The sequence below is a fragment of the Shewanella decolorationis S12 genome (assembly GCF_000485795.1).
In the GTDB taxonomy this organism is placed as follows: Bacteria; Pseudomonadota; Gammaproteobacteria; order Enterobacterales; family Shewanellaceae; genus Shewanella; species Shewanella decolorationis.
This window is the reverse complement of record NZ_AXZL01000073.1, coordinates 162,364-177,705: the sequence shown is the minus strand read 5'-3', so window position 1 is coordinate 177,705 and position 15,342 is coordinate 162,364. Positions and strand designations below refer to the sequence as shown.

At 46.8% G+C, this 15,342-nt stretch carries 12 protein-coding genes and 1 riboswitch; of the genes, 6 read left to right on the top strand and 6 right to left on the bottom strand.

Translation table 11 applies throughout. The features are described from left to right. The first annotated feature begins 18 nt into the window (after window positions 1–18). The 3 genes from SHD_RS16585 (at window position 19) to SHD_RS16575 (ending at window position 2,828) form a co-directional block, all read left to right on the top strand. A complete protein-coding gene (locus SHD_RS16585) occupies window positions 19–1,797 on the top strand; it encodes a flotillin family protein (protein ID WP_023268189.1) in 1,779 nt (592 codons plus the stop codon). A 156-nt stretch (window positions 1,798–1,953) separates the two neighbouring features. Next, entirely contained in the window at window positions 1,954–2,514 is a 561-nt protein-coding gene (locus tag SHD_RS16580; RefSeq protein ID WP_023268188.1) for a DJ-1/PfpI family protein, read from the top strand. Window positions 2,515–2,639: 125 nt separating this feature from the next. Next, window positions 2,640–2,828, top strand: a complete 189-nt coding sequence (locus SHD_RS16575; protein WP_235056980.1) for a hypothetical protein — start codon at window positions 2,640–2,642, stop codon at window positions 2,826–2,828. A 96-nt stretch (window positions 2,829–2,924) separates the two neighbouring features. On the opposite strand, the gene SHD_RS16570 is transcribed toward SHD_RS16575, so the two are convergent. The 3 genes from SHD_RS16570 to SHD_RS16560 all read right to left on the bottom strand — a co-directional run bounded on the left by SHD_RS16570 (window position 2,925) and on the right by SHD_RS16560 (window position 5,204). Further along, complete coding sequence (locus SHD_RS16570; RefSeq protein ID WP_023268187.1) at window positions 2,925–3,674, bottom strand: substrate-binding periplasmic protein; 750 nt, start codon at window positions 3,672–3,674, stop codon at window positions 2,925–2,927. Between the two features lie 118 nt (window positions 3,675–3,792). Then, window positions 3,793–4,428: a DUF2913 family protein gene (locus SHD_RS16565; protein ID WP_023268186.1), complete on the bottom strand. Its 636-nt coding sequence runs from the start codon at window positions 4,426–4,428 to the stop codon at window positions 3,793–3,795. Between the two features lie 128 nt (window positions 4,429–4,556). Next, the gene (locus tag SHD_RS16560; RefSeq protein WP_023268185.1) at window positions 4,557–5,204 is read right to left on the bottom strand and encodes a peroxiredoxin-like family protein; all 648 of its coding nucleotides are present in this window, start codon (window positions 5,202–5,204) and stop codon (window positions 4,557–4,559) included. A gap of 290 nt (window positions 5,205–5,494) precedes the next feature. Here SHD_RS16560 and SHD_RS16555 point away from each other — a divergent pair, with 290 nt between their 5' ends. Further along, window positions 5,495–6,388: a hypothetical protein gene (locus SHD_RS16555; protein ID WP_023268184.1), complete on the top strand. Its 894-nt coding sequence runs from the start codon at window positions 5,495–5,497 to the stop codon at window positions 6,386–6,388. A 219-nt stretch (window positions 6,389–6,607) separates the two neighbouring features. Here SHD_RS16555 and SHD_RS16550 read toward each other — a convergent pair whose 3' ends face one another. Both SHD_RS16550 and SHD_RS16545 read right to left on the bottom strand, forming a co-directional pair. Then, window positions 6,608–7,909, bottom strand: coding sequence for a DEAD/DEAH box helicase (locus SHD_RS16550; RefSeq protein ID WP_023268183.1), 1,302 nt, complete (start codon window positions 7,907–7,909; stop codon window positions 6,608–6,610). 510 nt (window positions 7,910–8,419) lie between these two features. Next, the gene (locus tag SHD_RS16545) at window positions 8,420–9,988 is read right to left on the bottom strand and encodes a methyl-accepting chemotaxis protein (protein ID WP_023268182.1); all 1,569 of its coding nucleotides are present in this window, start codon (window positions 9,986–9,988) and stop codon (window positions 8,420–8,422) included. A gap of 476 nt (window positions 9,989–10,464) precedes the next feature. Here SHD_RS16545 and SHD_RS16540 point away from each other — a divergent pair, with 476 nt between their 5' ends. Then, window positions 10,465–11,712, top strand: a complete 1,248-nt coding sequence (locus SHD_RS16540; RefSeq protein WP_039978573.1) for an HD-GYP domain-containing protein — start codon at window positions 10,465–10,467, stop codon at window positions 11,710–11,712. A 76-nt stretch (window positions 11,713–11,788) separates the two neighbouring features. On the opposite strand, the gene SHD_RS16535 is transcribed toward SHD_RS16540, so the two are convergent. Then, window positions 11,789–13,594, bottom strand: a complete 1,806-nt coding sequence (locus tag SHD_RS16535; protein ID WP_023268180.1) for an aminopeptidase P family protein — start codon at window positions 13,592–13,594, stop codon at window positions 11,789–11,791. A 361-nt stretch (window positions 13,595–13,955) separates the two neighbouring features. Between SHD_RS16535 and SHD_RS16530 the strand changes: the two genes are divergently transcribed. Beyond that, window positions 13,956–14,747 carry an ROK family protein gene (locus SHD_RS16530; protein ID WP_039978572.1) on the top strand — a complete coding sequence of 264 codons (792 nt, stop codon included), beginning with the start codon at window positions 13,956–13,958 and terminating at the stop codon, window positions 14,745–14,747. 477 nt (window positions 14,748–15,224) lie between these two features. Then, window positions 15,225–15,313: riboswitch (cyclic di-GMP riboswitch) on the top strand. Window positions 15,314–15,342: the final 29 nt, after the last annotated feature.

Sequence of the window (15,342 nt, the reverse complement as noted above, 5' to 3'; positions counted from 1 at the left end):
AACGAAAAAGGAAAGCAAATGGATGTGTTAAACGATGTAACCAGTTCGAGCAACTTCGTGTTGTTAGTTGCCGGAATGGTATTGATTGGCCTGATTGTGATTGGTCTGATTTTCGCCAAATTATATAAACGTGCAACGAAGGAAATGGCCTTTGTACGTACGGGTTTTGGCGGCGAAAAAATTATTAAGGATGGCGGCGCAATAGTCCTGCCCGTGCTGCATGAAACCATCGCAGTAAATATGAATACCCTGCGTATCGAAGTGGAGAAAACCCAAAAAGATGCGCTGATCACTAAGGATAGAATGCGCGTCGATGTGAAGGCCGACTTCTATCTGCGTGTGGCGCCTAATGCGGAAGGCATTTCGATGGCGGCACAAACCTTAGGTACCCGTACCACGCGCGTGGAAGAGCTGAAAAAGCTGATGGAATCTAAGTTTGTTGACGTGTTACGTGCGGTCGCGGCGGAAATGACCATGACCGAGATGCACGAGCAGCGCGCCGATTTTGTCCAGAGGGTACAGAATAACGTTGCTAACGATCTCGAGAAAAACGGGCTAGAGCTCGAATCCGTTTCGTTGACGGGTTTTGACCAAACTGACCTGCAATTCTTCAATGAGAATAACGCGTTTGACGCCGAAGGTCGTGCGCGTTTAGCTAAGATCATCGAAGAAAAACGTAAAGAGACCAACGATATTCAGCAGGAAAACCGCATCAAGATCGAGCAGCGTAACCTCGAGGCTGAAAAAGAATCGCTGGAGATTGAAAAGGCCGAAGAAGAAGCACGCCTCATTCAGCAGCAGTCGCTCGAATTTAAGCGTGCTGAGCAAAAAGCGGAAATTATTAAGCAAAAAGAAAACAAGGCCCGTGAAGAACGCGAAGCTGAAATTGCCAAAGAGCGCGCAATCGAAACTGCGGAAATCGAAAAGACTAAAGACATCGAAACCCGCGAGATTGAAAAGCGCAAATCTATCGAACAGGCACGTATTCAACAGCAACGTGATATCGAAGTTGCCGAGCAAGAAAAACACATCGCGGTAGCCGCGAAGTCGGAAGAAGAGTCTGCCGCCCGTGCCCGCGCCGCCGAAGCTGAAAAAACCAAGGTAGAGAAAGAAGAAGCGGTTATTACGGTGCGCCAAGTGGCTGAGGCGAATCGTCGTAAAGAGATTGAAGTGATCGACGCTCGCAAAGAAGCGGAGCGAGATGCGGTAGGCGTGACAGTGCAAGCCGAGGCGGAAAAACGTGCCGCCGAAGACAGATCGAGCGCGATTCTGATTGAAGCCCGCGCCAGTGCCGATGCCAAGAAACTGCAAGCCGAGGCCGACGAGAAGGTCTATGCGGTTGAAGCGGCGGGTAAACAAGCGCTGTATGAAGCCGAAAACGTGCTGCGTGATGAGCAAATTGCGCTGCAAAAATCCCTCGCTATCTTAAAAGCACTGCCTGAGATTGTCGCGCAGGCGGTTAAACCACTGGAAAACATTGAAGGCATTAAAATCCTTCAAGGTTATGGCGCTGGTAATCAATTGGCATCGGGAGCTGATGGCGCGGTCGCGCATCAAGGCGGTATCGCCGAGCAAGTGACTAGCGCAGCGTTAAACTACCGCGCCAATGCGCCAGTGGTCGATGCCATGCTGCGGGAGTTAGGCTTAGTGCAATCGGAATCAGGCACTTTAAATGACTTACTCAATGGCAATAATGCCTTAACCACCGAAGCCTTAAATGTCGTCAAGTCGGCAAATAGCGGATTAAATGGTTATAGCCAGCAACATACTGTGATAGAGCCTAAGATAAGTAATTGATATTGATAGTTTAGTGTAAAGCGCCTGCGGGCGCTTTTTTTATGCCAGTAACCGCAGCGCCAATATGTAGTATTCCACTATTACCCTAAATTTAATGGTCGGAGTAGAGTGAGATCCGATGTTGCGTTTTCCCATATCGAATAAAAGGAGTTTCTCATGGCCAATATTTTGATCATTGCTGGTGATTTTGTGGAAGATTATGAGTTAATGGTACCGTTCCAAGCCCTGCAAATGGTGGGGCACAGCGTAACGGTTGTTTGCCCTGATAAAGTGGCTGGGCAAACCATTAAAACGGCTATCCATGATTTTGAAGGCGACCAAACCTATACCGAAAAACCAGGGCACTTATTTGCCCTAAATGGCAACTTTGCCGGTACCAACGCCAGTGATTACGATGCGTTGCTGCTTCCCGGTGGCCGTGCGCCTGAGTATTTACGCCTAAACCCTGCGGTGATTGACTTAGTGGCGGGATTTGCAGCCCAAGACAAACCTATAGCTGCCATTTGCCATGGCGCGCAGTTACTGACTGCGGCCGATGTGGTACGCGGTAAGAAAGTGTCAGCTTATCCCGCTTGTGCGCCAGAGGTGAAACAAGCGGGCGCCGAGTATTGCGAGATTGAGGTGACGGCGGCAATCACCGATGGCAAGTTAGTGACGGCCCCCGCTTGGCCAGCGCATCCTGCATGGTTGGCGCAGTTTAACAAGTTATTGAATTAACGATATTCATCTAACGTTATTTATGGCATAACAGTTCGGGTAGGGCTTAAGTTGAGTATCCGCTGGGGACTTAAGCTAAGCGCAATACTAGTGCAAAGCGCAATACTTGGTTAGGGAGTGATACTGTGTGTGAAATCTATTCCGGTGCCGAACCTGAACTGTTTTTAACCCGTATTTACCGAGAGGTGTTAACTCGCCACGGAGAGGTGGCTAACTTTGCTTCCTTATTGCGGGTGGCCTGCACTACCCATCTTAATCAGGGGCAGCGTTTGGTGTTAAAGCCTAAGGTTGCGCTAAACGCCAAATCCTCTTGAATATCCATTTCATCTATGCGATTTGAAAAGACCAAGCTTGCTACGTTAGTACAGAGCTAGTTTCTTGTGAGCATCTAAAAATATGAGCTTTTCGATTTAGCTCGCAAAGGCTTGGGTATATTTCTGGATAATCTGTTCCACTTTCCCATTGGCTTTTAGCTGCGCTATCGCGTGATTGAGGGCGGGCAGTAAATCGGCATGTTCTTTACGTAGCCTTAGCACCAGTACACCATCGGAATGCACTGCGGCTAATCCTACGGGGATCTTAAGCTTATTCGACCAATATAAGGCGGGATAGTTACCCGAGATAATCGCCGTGATGCGGTGTTTATCTAACGCCTTAATCAGCTCTTGCTCCGAGGTAAAATCGACACGGATAAACTCCTTGTCGTCATGGTACAAATATCCCCTGACTGTACCGATTTGCTTGCCTTTAATCTCACTGATTTCTTTATAGGATTCAACATTTTCGGGTCTGGTCACCACGTATTCTGTGATCGGCATGATGGGATCGGATTTCACGAATAAGGGACCCAAATCTTGGTTTTCAAACCAACTGGGGCTGACCACATCAAAATCTAATTGACCCGTTTCAAGGGCGTTGTTTGTCCGTTTGGGCGGCAAGGAAAGGTTTTCGCCCTCAATATTCGCTAAGGATAAAATCTGCGGGATTAATTCAGTAATCATTCCCGGAGCATCGGGTTGATTGGCAATAAAATACGGATACCAAGAATACGAACCAGTAATGTTGTACTTGAGTTGTTCTGCATAGGACTGAGGGATAAACAAAATCAGTAACAAAACGCCTTTAACGAGCCAACGATAGAGAATACTTCCTTTACCCATCTAGTCCATCACTCCTTGGTTGATCGAGCTTAGTGATTACTACGCTACATTGTATTCTTTCGTTGTGAAAAAATTGTTATCTGTAGCGCAGTTTTCCTATTCAAGCAGTTTTCAGTCCTTAAACCAAGAGCTGGCACAATGCAGGTAGCTGATTTTGAGGGTAAATTTGATAGGTCTTATGGTGTTTAATCAGGCTAGTTTTCTTATTGCCCTGACTTATCAACAAACCATGGGAGAGGGCGACTTGAGTCAACAGCTGCTCATCGGCGCGAACATACAAGTTGATGGGCTTGATAAGCTGATTGTCTTGAATATGTTGAGTAAACTCTTTTACATCAATGACTAAGCTCGATTGGCCATCGGCATCCAGCTTGAGTTTGGTGTTAATGTCAGTGTCGGTAAACACTAGCCATTCGAGCTGGGTTAACTCGGCAATCATAGCGTTTAATGCCGTACCTAACTCCACGTGTGAGTTTTCAACACTCTGATATTGATGGACAATTCTCTCCAATAATCGCTTAAGTTCGGCGCCAGCACCTTGACTGCGAGCCATACGGATCCATGCCGTGAGATCGTCGGCCACCAGTTTCGAGAAACGCTTTTCTTTGAGCGCCTCAACCATCCAGTTACACAGAAAATGACTCTCCTGCGCGGCAGTTCGTTGGGCTTTTTTAGCTTGGGCTGAGGCGGTTAAATCGGCAAGACCCGCGCGGGCGAGTTCGAGTATGGCTTGGTTATAGGTTTGAGAATTCATTGTGGCTCCGCCGCGGGCTAAAGGATTGATCTAATGGAACGTGTGGTATCGATTGCGGCCAAGCTAGTTTAGCAAAGCAGCCGCTAAATCGATAACGATTCTTAGCGACTGCTTGGATGAGGGATAGATTATTCTGGCGAACCCACGAGGCTGGCGGCGGTCAGAATCAACTTAGGTGCGGGTCTCACCTTATAGTTGGGATTCACATATTGGAAATGGATTAATCCTTGGGTATCAGCGATATAAATTGCTGGCACTGGTAGAACTAAGCGCTTATCGCCTTCGGGTGTGGTCCACAGTGTGTTATCCAGATTTAAGCGACTCAGGTAAGTATCAGTCACTTGTTTGCTGGTGTAAAAGGCAAGACCAAAGGCTTGCGCTGCCTGCATTTTTTCATCGGAAAGCAGCTGATATTTTAGTTCGTTTTTAGCGGCTGATGCCTTTAATTGTGCGGGCGTATCGGGTGAAATGCCCACCAGTTGAAAGCCCATGTCGATAAGCTTAGGCTCGATTGCTTTGAGCTGACCCATTTGGTTGTTGCAAAACGGGCACCAGCCGCCACGGTAAAAGAAGAAAATCGTTGGCTTTTGTGCCGTTAATTTCGCTAAATCAACGCTTTGACCATTCATATCTTGCAAAGTGATTGCGGGGATTTGCTCACCGTTGAGTAATGGGCTCACCGAATATTCATCCTTGGCGATAGGTTGGGCTAACGTACTAAAACTGCCGAGCAATAGGCTGGTGGTCAGTAAAAAGCGCTGTAGTAGGGACTGCATCAGTCATCTCTCCGTGTTATTTGATTATTCTTCTTAATCAAGCGATTGAGTCTGGCTTGTGTCTTTGAGTCGGTCTAGGTTGTAGTGACTCAGATAAGAACGGCTAACGGGCCAATTTATTGCAGTTTTAGTGGCATCTTTTATCAAGGAGTATGAATTAATCGTTAGCGTGGTGGAGCTTCGTTTTGCTGTGACTCAAGGGTGTGGTGGAGAAGCATGTAGTGATACTATTGCTTGGATGTTCATAGGTTACAGAGCAATTCACTCAATTTTTCAATAGGAAGCAGTAAATGGATAAGGGATTATTTAACGCATTAAAGAAAGTCTATTATAAAAAGTCCTACCGTAAAGATGAGCATGGCTATCAGCAAAGAATCGATAATGGCGATGTGTTCGATGTTGATACGGGAACCTCTATCTATTCCTATCAAGGCCTATCTGATACCGAAATAGCATTGATTGAACAAAGTGGCTATCCGGTTAACGACAGGGTTAAGCTGAGTCATGATGATGTGGTGCTCGGCTATAAAGCGATACTAAAGCAGGCTAATCTTTCCCTCGACAATTTACTGGCGGCCTATTTATGTGGTTTTTCAAGCTTCCCGCGCGGTCGTCAACCAATTCTCAGCTATCTGTTTGCTAAGGCGCTACCAGAACATTCGATGCCAACCGATAGTGACATTTGTCCTGTGTGTTCCATCAAGCGCGTTAACTGGATTGAGCAGGGGCAAGAAATCTTTTCCTGTTACGCTGGCAGTGTGTGGAACGAGCGCTGGGCGCACAAACTCATAGAATTACAAGAATTTTTTACGCTATCGCCTTGTAAACCAAGCGCTGAGGATGTGGCCATCTTCAGTGCTTTAATTGAGGCAATTCGTCAGGCTCCTGCGGATGAAACACCTGGAAAACTCGAGCAAAGGGTGAAGAAAGCCAAGATTATCCCTAAATTTAATAAGTACAGTTTCCGTGGCCAACTGACGGTGTTAGCTGAGCTTGGTATCATGCCTAATCCTTATGTTGCGCCGCTCTATGAGACTTTTACGCCATTTGAGAATATCTGCAATATCAAATATCCCGGCAGTATTCGCTCCGATATCATCTTACCGCTTGCGGGCTGGTGCGGTGAAAATCCCATTGATGAGGCACGACTTAACCAATTGTTTGGCGGTTTTTCGAATAAGTGATCAGCCTCAGTTCCGTGGGCTAAGTATTGAGTAAATGAGGCCTGCTGATTTAGTCCGTTTAGAGATTGGACTGAGATAAGCCATCTTTAGAGCGAGTTACTCTTATAGCCTATGGCTTGTAGCTCATGAATTCGGCTCAATAGAAAAGCGTCCCTTGGGACGCTTTTTTGCTTTTATGGCGAGACTGATAGGCAAAGCGGTATCGCCTATATCAGTTGTTTATTTTAGCTTTTTTGCCTTGCTTGGGGCTTGGCCAACCTTCATTTTCACCCGGCGGCCCTGCATGCTTTTCTCGGCGATGATCTGCTCGCTGACGTTGTCGAGTCGCTGTTGTTTCTTGGCAAAACTACGACGGGTTTGTAGCTGCTTTAACAGCAAGTCGCGACTACCGACTTCGTATCCTGGCACGGTAATTCGACGAATTTTTTGGCCGATTAGCTTTTCAATATCAGCTAGTGTGCGCTCTTCTTCACGGCTCACAAATGAAATTGCAACCCCAGATTTACCCGCGCGGCCGGTGCGGCCAATACGGTGCACATAGTCTTCGGCAAGGAAGGGTAAGTCGAAGTTGACTACATACTCAAGGCTTGGGATGTCTAAGCCTCGGGCGGCGACTTCGGTGGCAACTAAAACGCGCACTTTACCGGATACAAACTCACGCAGCGCACGGCGACGGCTACCTTGTGCCTTTTCTCCGTGGACGACTTCAGAAGGAATACCGTCTAAATTCAATTCTTTCACTAAGGTGTCAGCCGCATCGCGCGTTGCGGTAAAGACTAACACTTGTTGCCAGTTCTTTTTGCCAATCAGCTCGGATAAGAGTTCGCGTTTACGGCGCTGCTCAACTGGATACACCACTTGGCTTACAGTATCGGCGGTGGTGTTTTGCTTATCGGCACTGATCACCTGAGGCTTGACCATCATCTCGTTGGCCAGATTTTTTACTGCGCTCGAGAAAGTAGCCGAAAACAACAGGTTTTGACGTTTCTTATTCACCGCTTGGAGGATTTTTTGAATATCGGCATTAAAGCCCATGTCTAACATACGGTCGGCTTCATCGAGCACTAAAAAATCTACGTTAGAGAGGCTTAAATTACAGGCGGTAAGATGCTCAAGTAAACGGCCGGGTGTCGCGACAATAATATCAGCACCGCGTTTAAGTTTTTGCGCCTGGGTCTCAATCTTTACGCCACCGTAAATAGTTAATACGCTGAAATTTAAGTATTTGCTGTAGGCTTCAACGTTATCGGCGACTTGGGCGGCCAGTTCACGAGTCGGCGTTAAGATTAATACTCGCGTGTTCGATTTTAAGGTTTCGCTGGGATTTTCTGCCATCTTTTGCAGAATAGGGAGAGCGAATGCCGCTGTTTTACCCGTGCCTGTTTGGGCGCTCGCCAGCACATCTTGCCCCCGGCGGATGGCGGGGATGGCCTGTTGCTGAATAGGTGTCATTTTTTGATAACCGCAATCTGAGATAGCGCGTAAAATCTCGGGGCAAAAACTAAAAGATTCAAATCTCATTTTGGATTCCTGTCAGTCACTTATTCAATCATTCAAGCGCATCATTCTATTGTTTAAAGCGCACTCTGCCGCACTTTATTCATTACAGCAGCGCTTCACTAAAATAGTGCTTCAAACCTATGCACTTGCTTACGCATTCCCACCACTCTGTATTTTCATTTTCGCACTTTGTGCAGCAGAAAAATGGCGGGCGCGGAGTATAGCAAAATTTTCGGTTAAAACCTGTACTTTTTAACCTTTTGGGCTTTTATACCAATCACATTAAATATCTAATCAGTTCAGAGTCTCACAGGCATCTCAATCCAAGGCGCATTGAAGAAGAAATGGTTATTAAGTCAATGTAACACGGAAGCGAGATGCCTGTGAGGCTCCCGCTGAATGAACAGATATTTAATACGATTGGTATTATGGCGCAGTGTTAGCGGGTTTTGACATGGATAAAGGCGTTGGAAAGGCTGAAGTGAAGCGTCTCGCACCATTGTCTGTATCGACAATGGTGCGATAGGCATATTAACCAAAGGCGCGGCGTAGACCGAGCGCCTTTTCGGCGTTTTGTTTGAGGTGATTGGCGGCATCACCAATTTGATGGGTGGCGGCGAGGTTTTCGCTACTGGTTTGGGTGATGGAGTGAATGTTGTTAGTGATTTCATGCACCACTTGGCGCTGCTGATCGGCGGCCACCGCGTTTTGCTGGGCGAAGGTGTGGATCTCACTTACCTCTTGGTAAATGGTGTTGACGTTCTCGGCGGAAGTTTGAATATCGTTAGCACACAACTCGGCATGTTGACGACTTTGCTCCATCTCCTTCGCCCAAGCATTTAGCATGCTGAACATCTTGTCGACGCTTTGGGAAATACTGTTAGTTGATAACTGGGTACGGCTCGAAAGCGCGCGTACTTCGTCGGCAACAACCGCAAACCCACGGCCTTGCTCGCCTGCGCGAGCCGCCTCAATCGCGGCGTTAAGGGCGAGCAGGTTAGTTTGCTCGGCAATCGAGTCAATCTCACCCATGGCACTGGCAACCCGCTCGGCTTCTTGATTGAGTTGATGGGCATTATTGGCCGCATCGGCGACGGATTTGGCTAATTGCTCAACTTTTTGGGTGTTGGCCTTCATATTGGCGCTGCTTTTGAGGCAGAGATCATAGGCGGTGTTGATACTGGTCGAGGTCAGCTGAGTATTTTGCGCGACTTCGGCAATGGTAGAGCTCATTTCTTCCATTGCACTGGCGAGTTGCTCAAGCTGGTTTTTCTCTTGATCTAGACTGACATAGGTTTGCTCAGTGGTCACCACCAGCTGATCGGCAATGGCGTGCAACTGATGAGCCTGATCTTGAGTGCGTCCAAGTACGCCGTTCATCTTGGCTTGCAATAGGATCAATTGGAAATCGAGAATCGATGAGGTATCTGCGCCCGAGTAGATATAGCGGCTGATAGAGTCATATTTCTCCTGCATTTCAATCAATTTGGCTGGAATGCGAAAGGCCTCGTCGTAGAAAATGGCCAGATTGAGGCTCATCAAAACCGCCCCTGCGAAAATCACGCCCCAACCCCAAAAGTAACCTGCAATCAGTAAACCTGTGGTAGCGACGACTGCGGAGACAAAACGTTTTTGCATTAAGCTGAGTGGTTTAGGGATGGGTTTATTTTGTATTAGCCTGCGGTAGATCTCCGTGGCTTTACTGACATAGGCCGCCTGCGGCTGAATACGCACCGACTGATAACCTATGATAGTCCCATTCTCAAACAGGGGAGAAACAAAGGCATCGACCCAATAATAATCACCATTTTTACAGCGATTTTTGACTATGCCTCGCCAGGATTGGCCGGATTTCAGCTTTTCCCACATCTCTTTAAAGGCGTCACTAGGCATATCTGGGTGACGCACTTTGTTGTGGGGATAGCCAATTAATTCTTCGGCACTATAACCTGATACTTCTGCAAAACGTTGATTAACGTAGGTAATAATCCCACGGGTATCAGTGGTAGAAATTAACTCGTCTTGTGGTTTTAGGCGGATTTCTTGTGCATTGCTATGGATATGGCTGTTTTTACTGCGGATAGGGTTACTCTGGCTCATTTAGTGTGTCCATTCAGGGCCGATACGACTTTTAGGGTAAATATAATGGGTAGAACAGGTGCCAGCTCTCATGGGGGCGGGCTGATTATGTGATAATGGTATCATTTTTGTGTGGGTATTGGAGAGCGGTTTTTTAGCTTTACCCGCAACCAAAGTAATGTTTTATTGCTTTTATAAGGTTTTGCAAATATTAGTTTTTTTATTGTTGTTTAAACGAGTGTTTATCCTGCCTTTCACCAAATTTAGTGTGATATCTACTTTAGTGTTAGCGGTTTTCTTAAGGTAAAAATAACCTTAGATTCACAACGCGTCCTGAAATTTTTTACTAAGCTCATTAACATATTGGTTTGCGGTTTTTATTTGGTTTGTACAAGACAAAATGTTATCAGATAGAGATGTTAGAGAGTTCTAAAGGTAAGGCGATTAAGGGTTTTAGACTTACTCACAAGCTAGCATTGGATTGCAAAAGGATTTTTATGGCTAGAGCAGAGCCGAGAGAGTTTACCCGATATACATCTGGTCTTTCCCACTGGCGCAGAGTGATTTTTAAACGGTTATTTGGGTTTCTTGCGATCCTGTGTGTGCCTGTGTATTTCACCAGTGTTTATCTTTGTATTGCTGCCGATTTATGGGGCATGGCGATTTTTGATACCTTTGCATATTTGTTATTAGTCTTATTGCTTTTTTATCCTCATTTTTCTGATCGGCTTAGATTTAGTTTAGGATGTTTGCTTGCCTATGCCATTGGTGTTGGCTTTCTTATTGCGATAGGGCCGTCAGGCGCTGGATTTTTCTGGCTATTTATTTTCCCTCCGCTGAGTAACATTTTTTTAGGCACTAAGGCGAGCATCTACGCCCAAGTTTTAAATGGTGTGAGCTTAATTTTGATTGGGTTGGCGTATCATTATGAGTGGCTGATTTGGCCCGTCACTCAAGGATATAGCACTGGCATTTGGGCTGTTGTTTCAATTAATTTCCTCGTAACCAATGCGATGGTAACCCTGACTATCGCTTATCTCTTAGGCAAGTTAACCTCCTCCCTCGATTCTACTCTGGCTTCTCGGCAAGCGACTGTACTGGGCTTAGCTAAGCTTGCTGAATATCGAGATAATGAAACCGGAGCGCATTTGTTGAGAATGCGGCAATACTCAAAAATGCTCGCTACACAGCGTATGTTGGCTGACAATCCGCCACCAGAGTTAGACGAAGATTTTATTCAAGACATTAGCCTCTCGGCAATTTTGCATGACATAGGCAAAGTTGGCATTGCCGATGCAATTTTGCTAAAACCAGGCCGATTAACTCCAGATGAGTTTGAACAAATTAAGGCGCATCCCGTTATTGGGGGGCAGGTTCTGGCCAGTTTGTTAGAGTATGCTCCCCAATGCACCTTTATTAAAATGGGTAGGGATATTGCTTCAGGCCACCATGAGAAATGGGATGGTAGTGGTTATCCACTTGGATTAAAAGAAGAAAATATTCCCTTGTCCGCAAGAATTGTTGCTCTAGTCGATGTGTATGATGCGTTAACATCGCCACGCTGTTATAAGCGGCCCTTTAGTCATGAAGATGCCAAAGCCATGATTCTTGAGGGGCGAGCCACACATTTTGATCCTGCCTTAGTTGATTGTTTTATGCAAATTCATACTGAGTTTGAGGTGTTGTCAAAAGCGTCGTTACATGATGATCCTCAGTTAACGGTGGCACAACCTAAAACGTTGTAACCTCAATACGCTAAAACAATAAACCCAAGACTGATTGTCTTGGGCTTATGTGGTTTGGGTTTTTAACGATGAGTGATTAAATGGCTTTTGTCGCCTGTGTGAGCCACTCAAGCTCACTGCCCGACATTAATGGCGATAAGGTATTAAACACTTTCTGATGGTAAGTATTAAACCAGTCGATTTCGCCTTGGGTTAACAGGCTCTTATCGATAAGGCGAGCATCCATTGGGATCAGCGTTAAGGCATCAAATTCATACATCTCACGCTCGGCGCCCTTTAAGGCTTTACAGTGTTGCACTACCACTAGGTTTTCTAAGCGGATCCCAAAACTGTCGGCGCGGTAATAACCTGGCTCGTTGGATAGCACCATGCCTGGCATTAGGGCGATGGCATTGAGGTTTTTACCGATGCGCTGCGGGCCTTCGTGCACGCTGAGGAAATGACCGACGCCGTGGCCAGTGCCGTGGTCGTAATCAAACCCATGTTGCCACAGATATTGGCGGGCGAAGGCATCGAGTTGTTGCCCCGTTGTGCCTTTAGGATAGCGGGCTTGATCTAAGGCGATATGGCCTTTTAATACTAAGGTGACCATTTTCTTCTGTTCATCGGTCACTTTACCAATGGCGATGGTGCGAGTGACATCCGTGGTGCCGTCCAGATACTGAGCGCCAGAATCCACAAGGTAGATGCTGTTCATCGTCATCATCGCAGGCGTGCCATTGTTATGGTTGTAGTGGCACATGGCCGCATTGGCGCCAGCGGCGGAAATGGTATCGAAACTTGGCTCGCGATATTGTGGATCTTCGAGGCGGAAGCTTTCTAACTTGTCGGCGAGGGTTGCTTCATCGTGCAGACGATTGGCGGCAACTTCGGCATCGAGCCAAGCGAGGAAACGGCTCACGGCCACACCATCACGGATATGGCTGGCGCGCATGCCGGCTAATTCGGCGGCATTTTTCTGTGCCTTAGGCAGGGAGACGGGATCAATACCGGCAATTAACTTAGCGCCTGCATCGCGGGCGAGATTTTGTGCCCAAGCGTTAGCAGAATTTGGATCGGCGAGCAGTTTCACGCCCTGTAGGCTTGCCAAGGTATCGGCAAGGGAAGCTTCGCTGTTAAAGCTCACACCTGCTCCAACGTGTTCCTCAATGCCTTCAGGGAGTTTGCTTAAATCGGTGAACAGTTGCATATCGCCATTGGCGTGAAGTAGCGCGCAGCCGAGCACTACGGGAAGACGCGGCACATCGTTTCCACGGATATTGAGCAGCCAGCAGAAGGAGTCCAAAGCGGCGATCAGCGCGACATCGGCGCCCGCTTTTTTGACTAATGCGCCAATCTCGGTCCGTTTTTGCAGGCTGGTTTTACCCGCACTCTCATTACTAAATAGCGTGATAGGTGCGCTCGATGGTGCTGGTCGGTTTTGCCAGTGTTTATCAATCGGATTCTGTTCGACAGCAACCAGTTCAATTTGGACTTTCGCTAATGTCGCTTTGGCGTTTTCAAACCAAGCTAAGGTGTGTAAACGGGCATCAAATCCTACGCGCGCACCAGCGGTTAACGTGTCACATAGCCATTCGATTTGCGGTGTGTCGGTCAGGCTTTCATAACTGAAGAGATTTGCATCCACCTGCAGACGCACTTGCACCGTATAACGACCATCGGTAAAGATGGCGGCTTTGTCTTTTAAGACAATAGCCATGCCCGCAGAGCCAGTAAAATCGGTTGCCCAGTACAGACGCTCGTTATGCTCAGGCACATATTCGCCTAAATACTCATCGGCGCGCGGGATGATAAAGGCATCTAAATTGGCACTGGCGAGTTCACTACGAATGGCGGCAAGACGGTTAGCAATCTTATTAGGCAGTTGGGATGATAACGACATAGGGGCTCCAAATTTTGGCATTGGCGGCTGACGTAGGCGGCCAAATTATCCTGCGTAAGGTTGGCGAAAAGGATGCGAATTGGCGGCGATTATCGCAAGCTCTACGCTTAAGATGCAAGGGGATGGAATAAAGGATTTTGTATACAATTTTGTTTTTTAGGCATCACTTAGCGGTAACAAGGTGTGTGATCTTAGGCGAATTCTCAAATTGAAATGTTATCTTTATCACTCAGTTCTTTCGACTAATTCTTACAAATTAGCTACTTAAGTTTTATTCAATCGCTAATATTTGCCCATTATGCTAACATTCGCCATCTCCGCTCGGGGTCAGAGGGGAGCACATGTATCAGTGGAGTTGGCGATGCAAACATTAACAATAGACGTGGGCGGTAGCAAAGCCCTGTTTGAACTTCAACTCAAGGGGCATACAGAACAATATAAAATCCCCACGGGTGAAGGCTTTAAAATTGAAGATTTAAATGATCAAATCGCGGCGCTGGAACGGGATTATGATTTACAGAACTACCATTTAGCGATCGCTGTACCTGGACTCGTACAACAGAATCGTTTGGTGTCCTGTAAATCTCTGCCCGGTCTCAATGGGCTAGACTTTGAAACCGTGAAAACCCAAGGCGAACTTAAGTTTATCTGCAATGATATTGACGCTGGTATGCAGGCAACCTGTGACGAAAAATATGCCTGTGAGCTGTTAGTCATGTGTGGCACTGGAATAGGCATGTCGATCGCGTTGAGCGGCAAGGTTTTTACGGGCGCGACGGGAGTCGCGGGGGAGCTTGGGCATTGCCGGGTGATGACGGAGGCGGGGGAGTTTAGTCTAGAGCAACTCGCCAGCGGTGATTCTATCCGCAGCCGTAAGATTGCTACCGCCGATGATTTATATCTTGCCGGCACTTATCTTGGGATGGGGCTGGCGTGGGCGGTTAATCTGTTTAATCCGAATCGGATTTGGTTAGCAGGCGGCATGATGAACAGTGCGCCGTATTACAAGGGTTGTCTCGATAGTTTAAGACGCATGGCCCTAAGAGCGCCGTTAGCCGAAATGAAGATTAATCGTGTCGATGATATGGAAACCTTAGTCTGCCGTGGCTTATCAGTGATCTTGGCAAGGGATTACTCGAAGGACGCCGCCTGACGGCTTTTGATTGAGGTGCGCATGGGCTAAGATTGAGGCGTGATAGGTTCGTTCAGGCGATTAATCTTGGCTTGCTGACGCAGATATTGATTCAGATATTGATTCATATTAGGTCAAGTTCAACAGCATGCGGCCCTCGGATTTGTGTGTATGCAGTGCACTGTGCATATCACCTTGTTCGATGACCGCATTTTTGTTTACACGAGTTATCAAGGTGTCTTGTATAACCTCTTTCTTAAGAATTTCGATTTTTGTGTTGTTTTTGCTGTTGATTACTCGAGGCGATGATTCGACTCAATTGCATAATCAATCCCTTTAAATACAATTAATTGCTAATTTTTTTGAACTCAATAGTTCTACCTTTCTTTAAAGCCAATCCGGCGTTGATAATCGGTGCAACGGCCTGTTTGTTAATATTTAGTTGCAATTTAACGCTATCTCGGCATATGCTAATTAATGTAATGACAACGTTGTCATTTGTGTAAAAGGCAAACCAATCGAAAGATTGGGACGCAAAGCCTCCGGTCTAAGGGTTCGTTTGTACCTATGATAGCGGGGATACCACAGGTTGTTTCTTCATGCTGCCGTTGTGCGC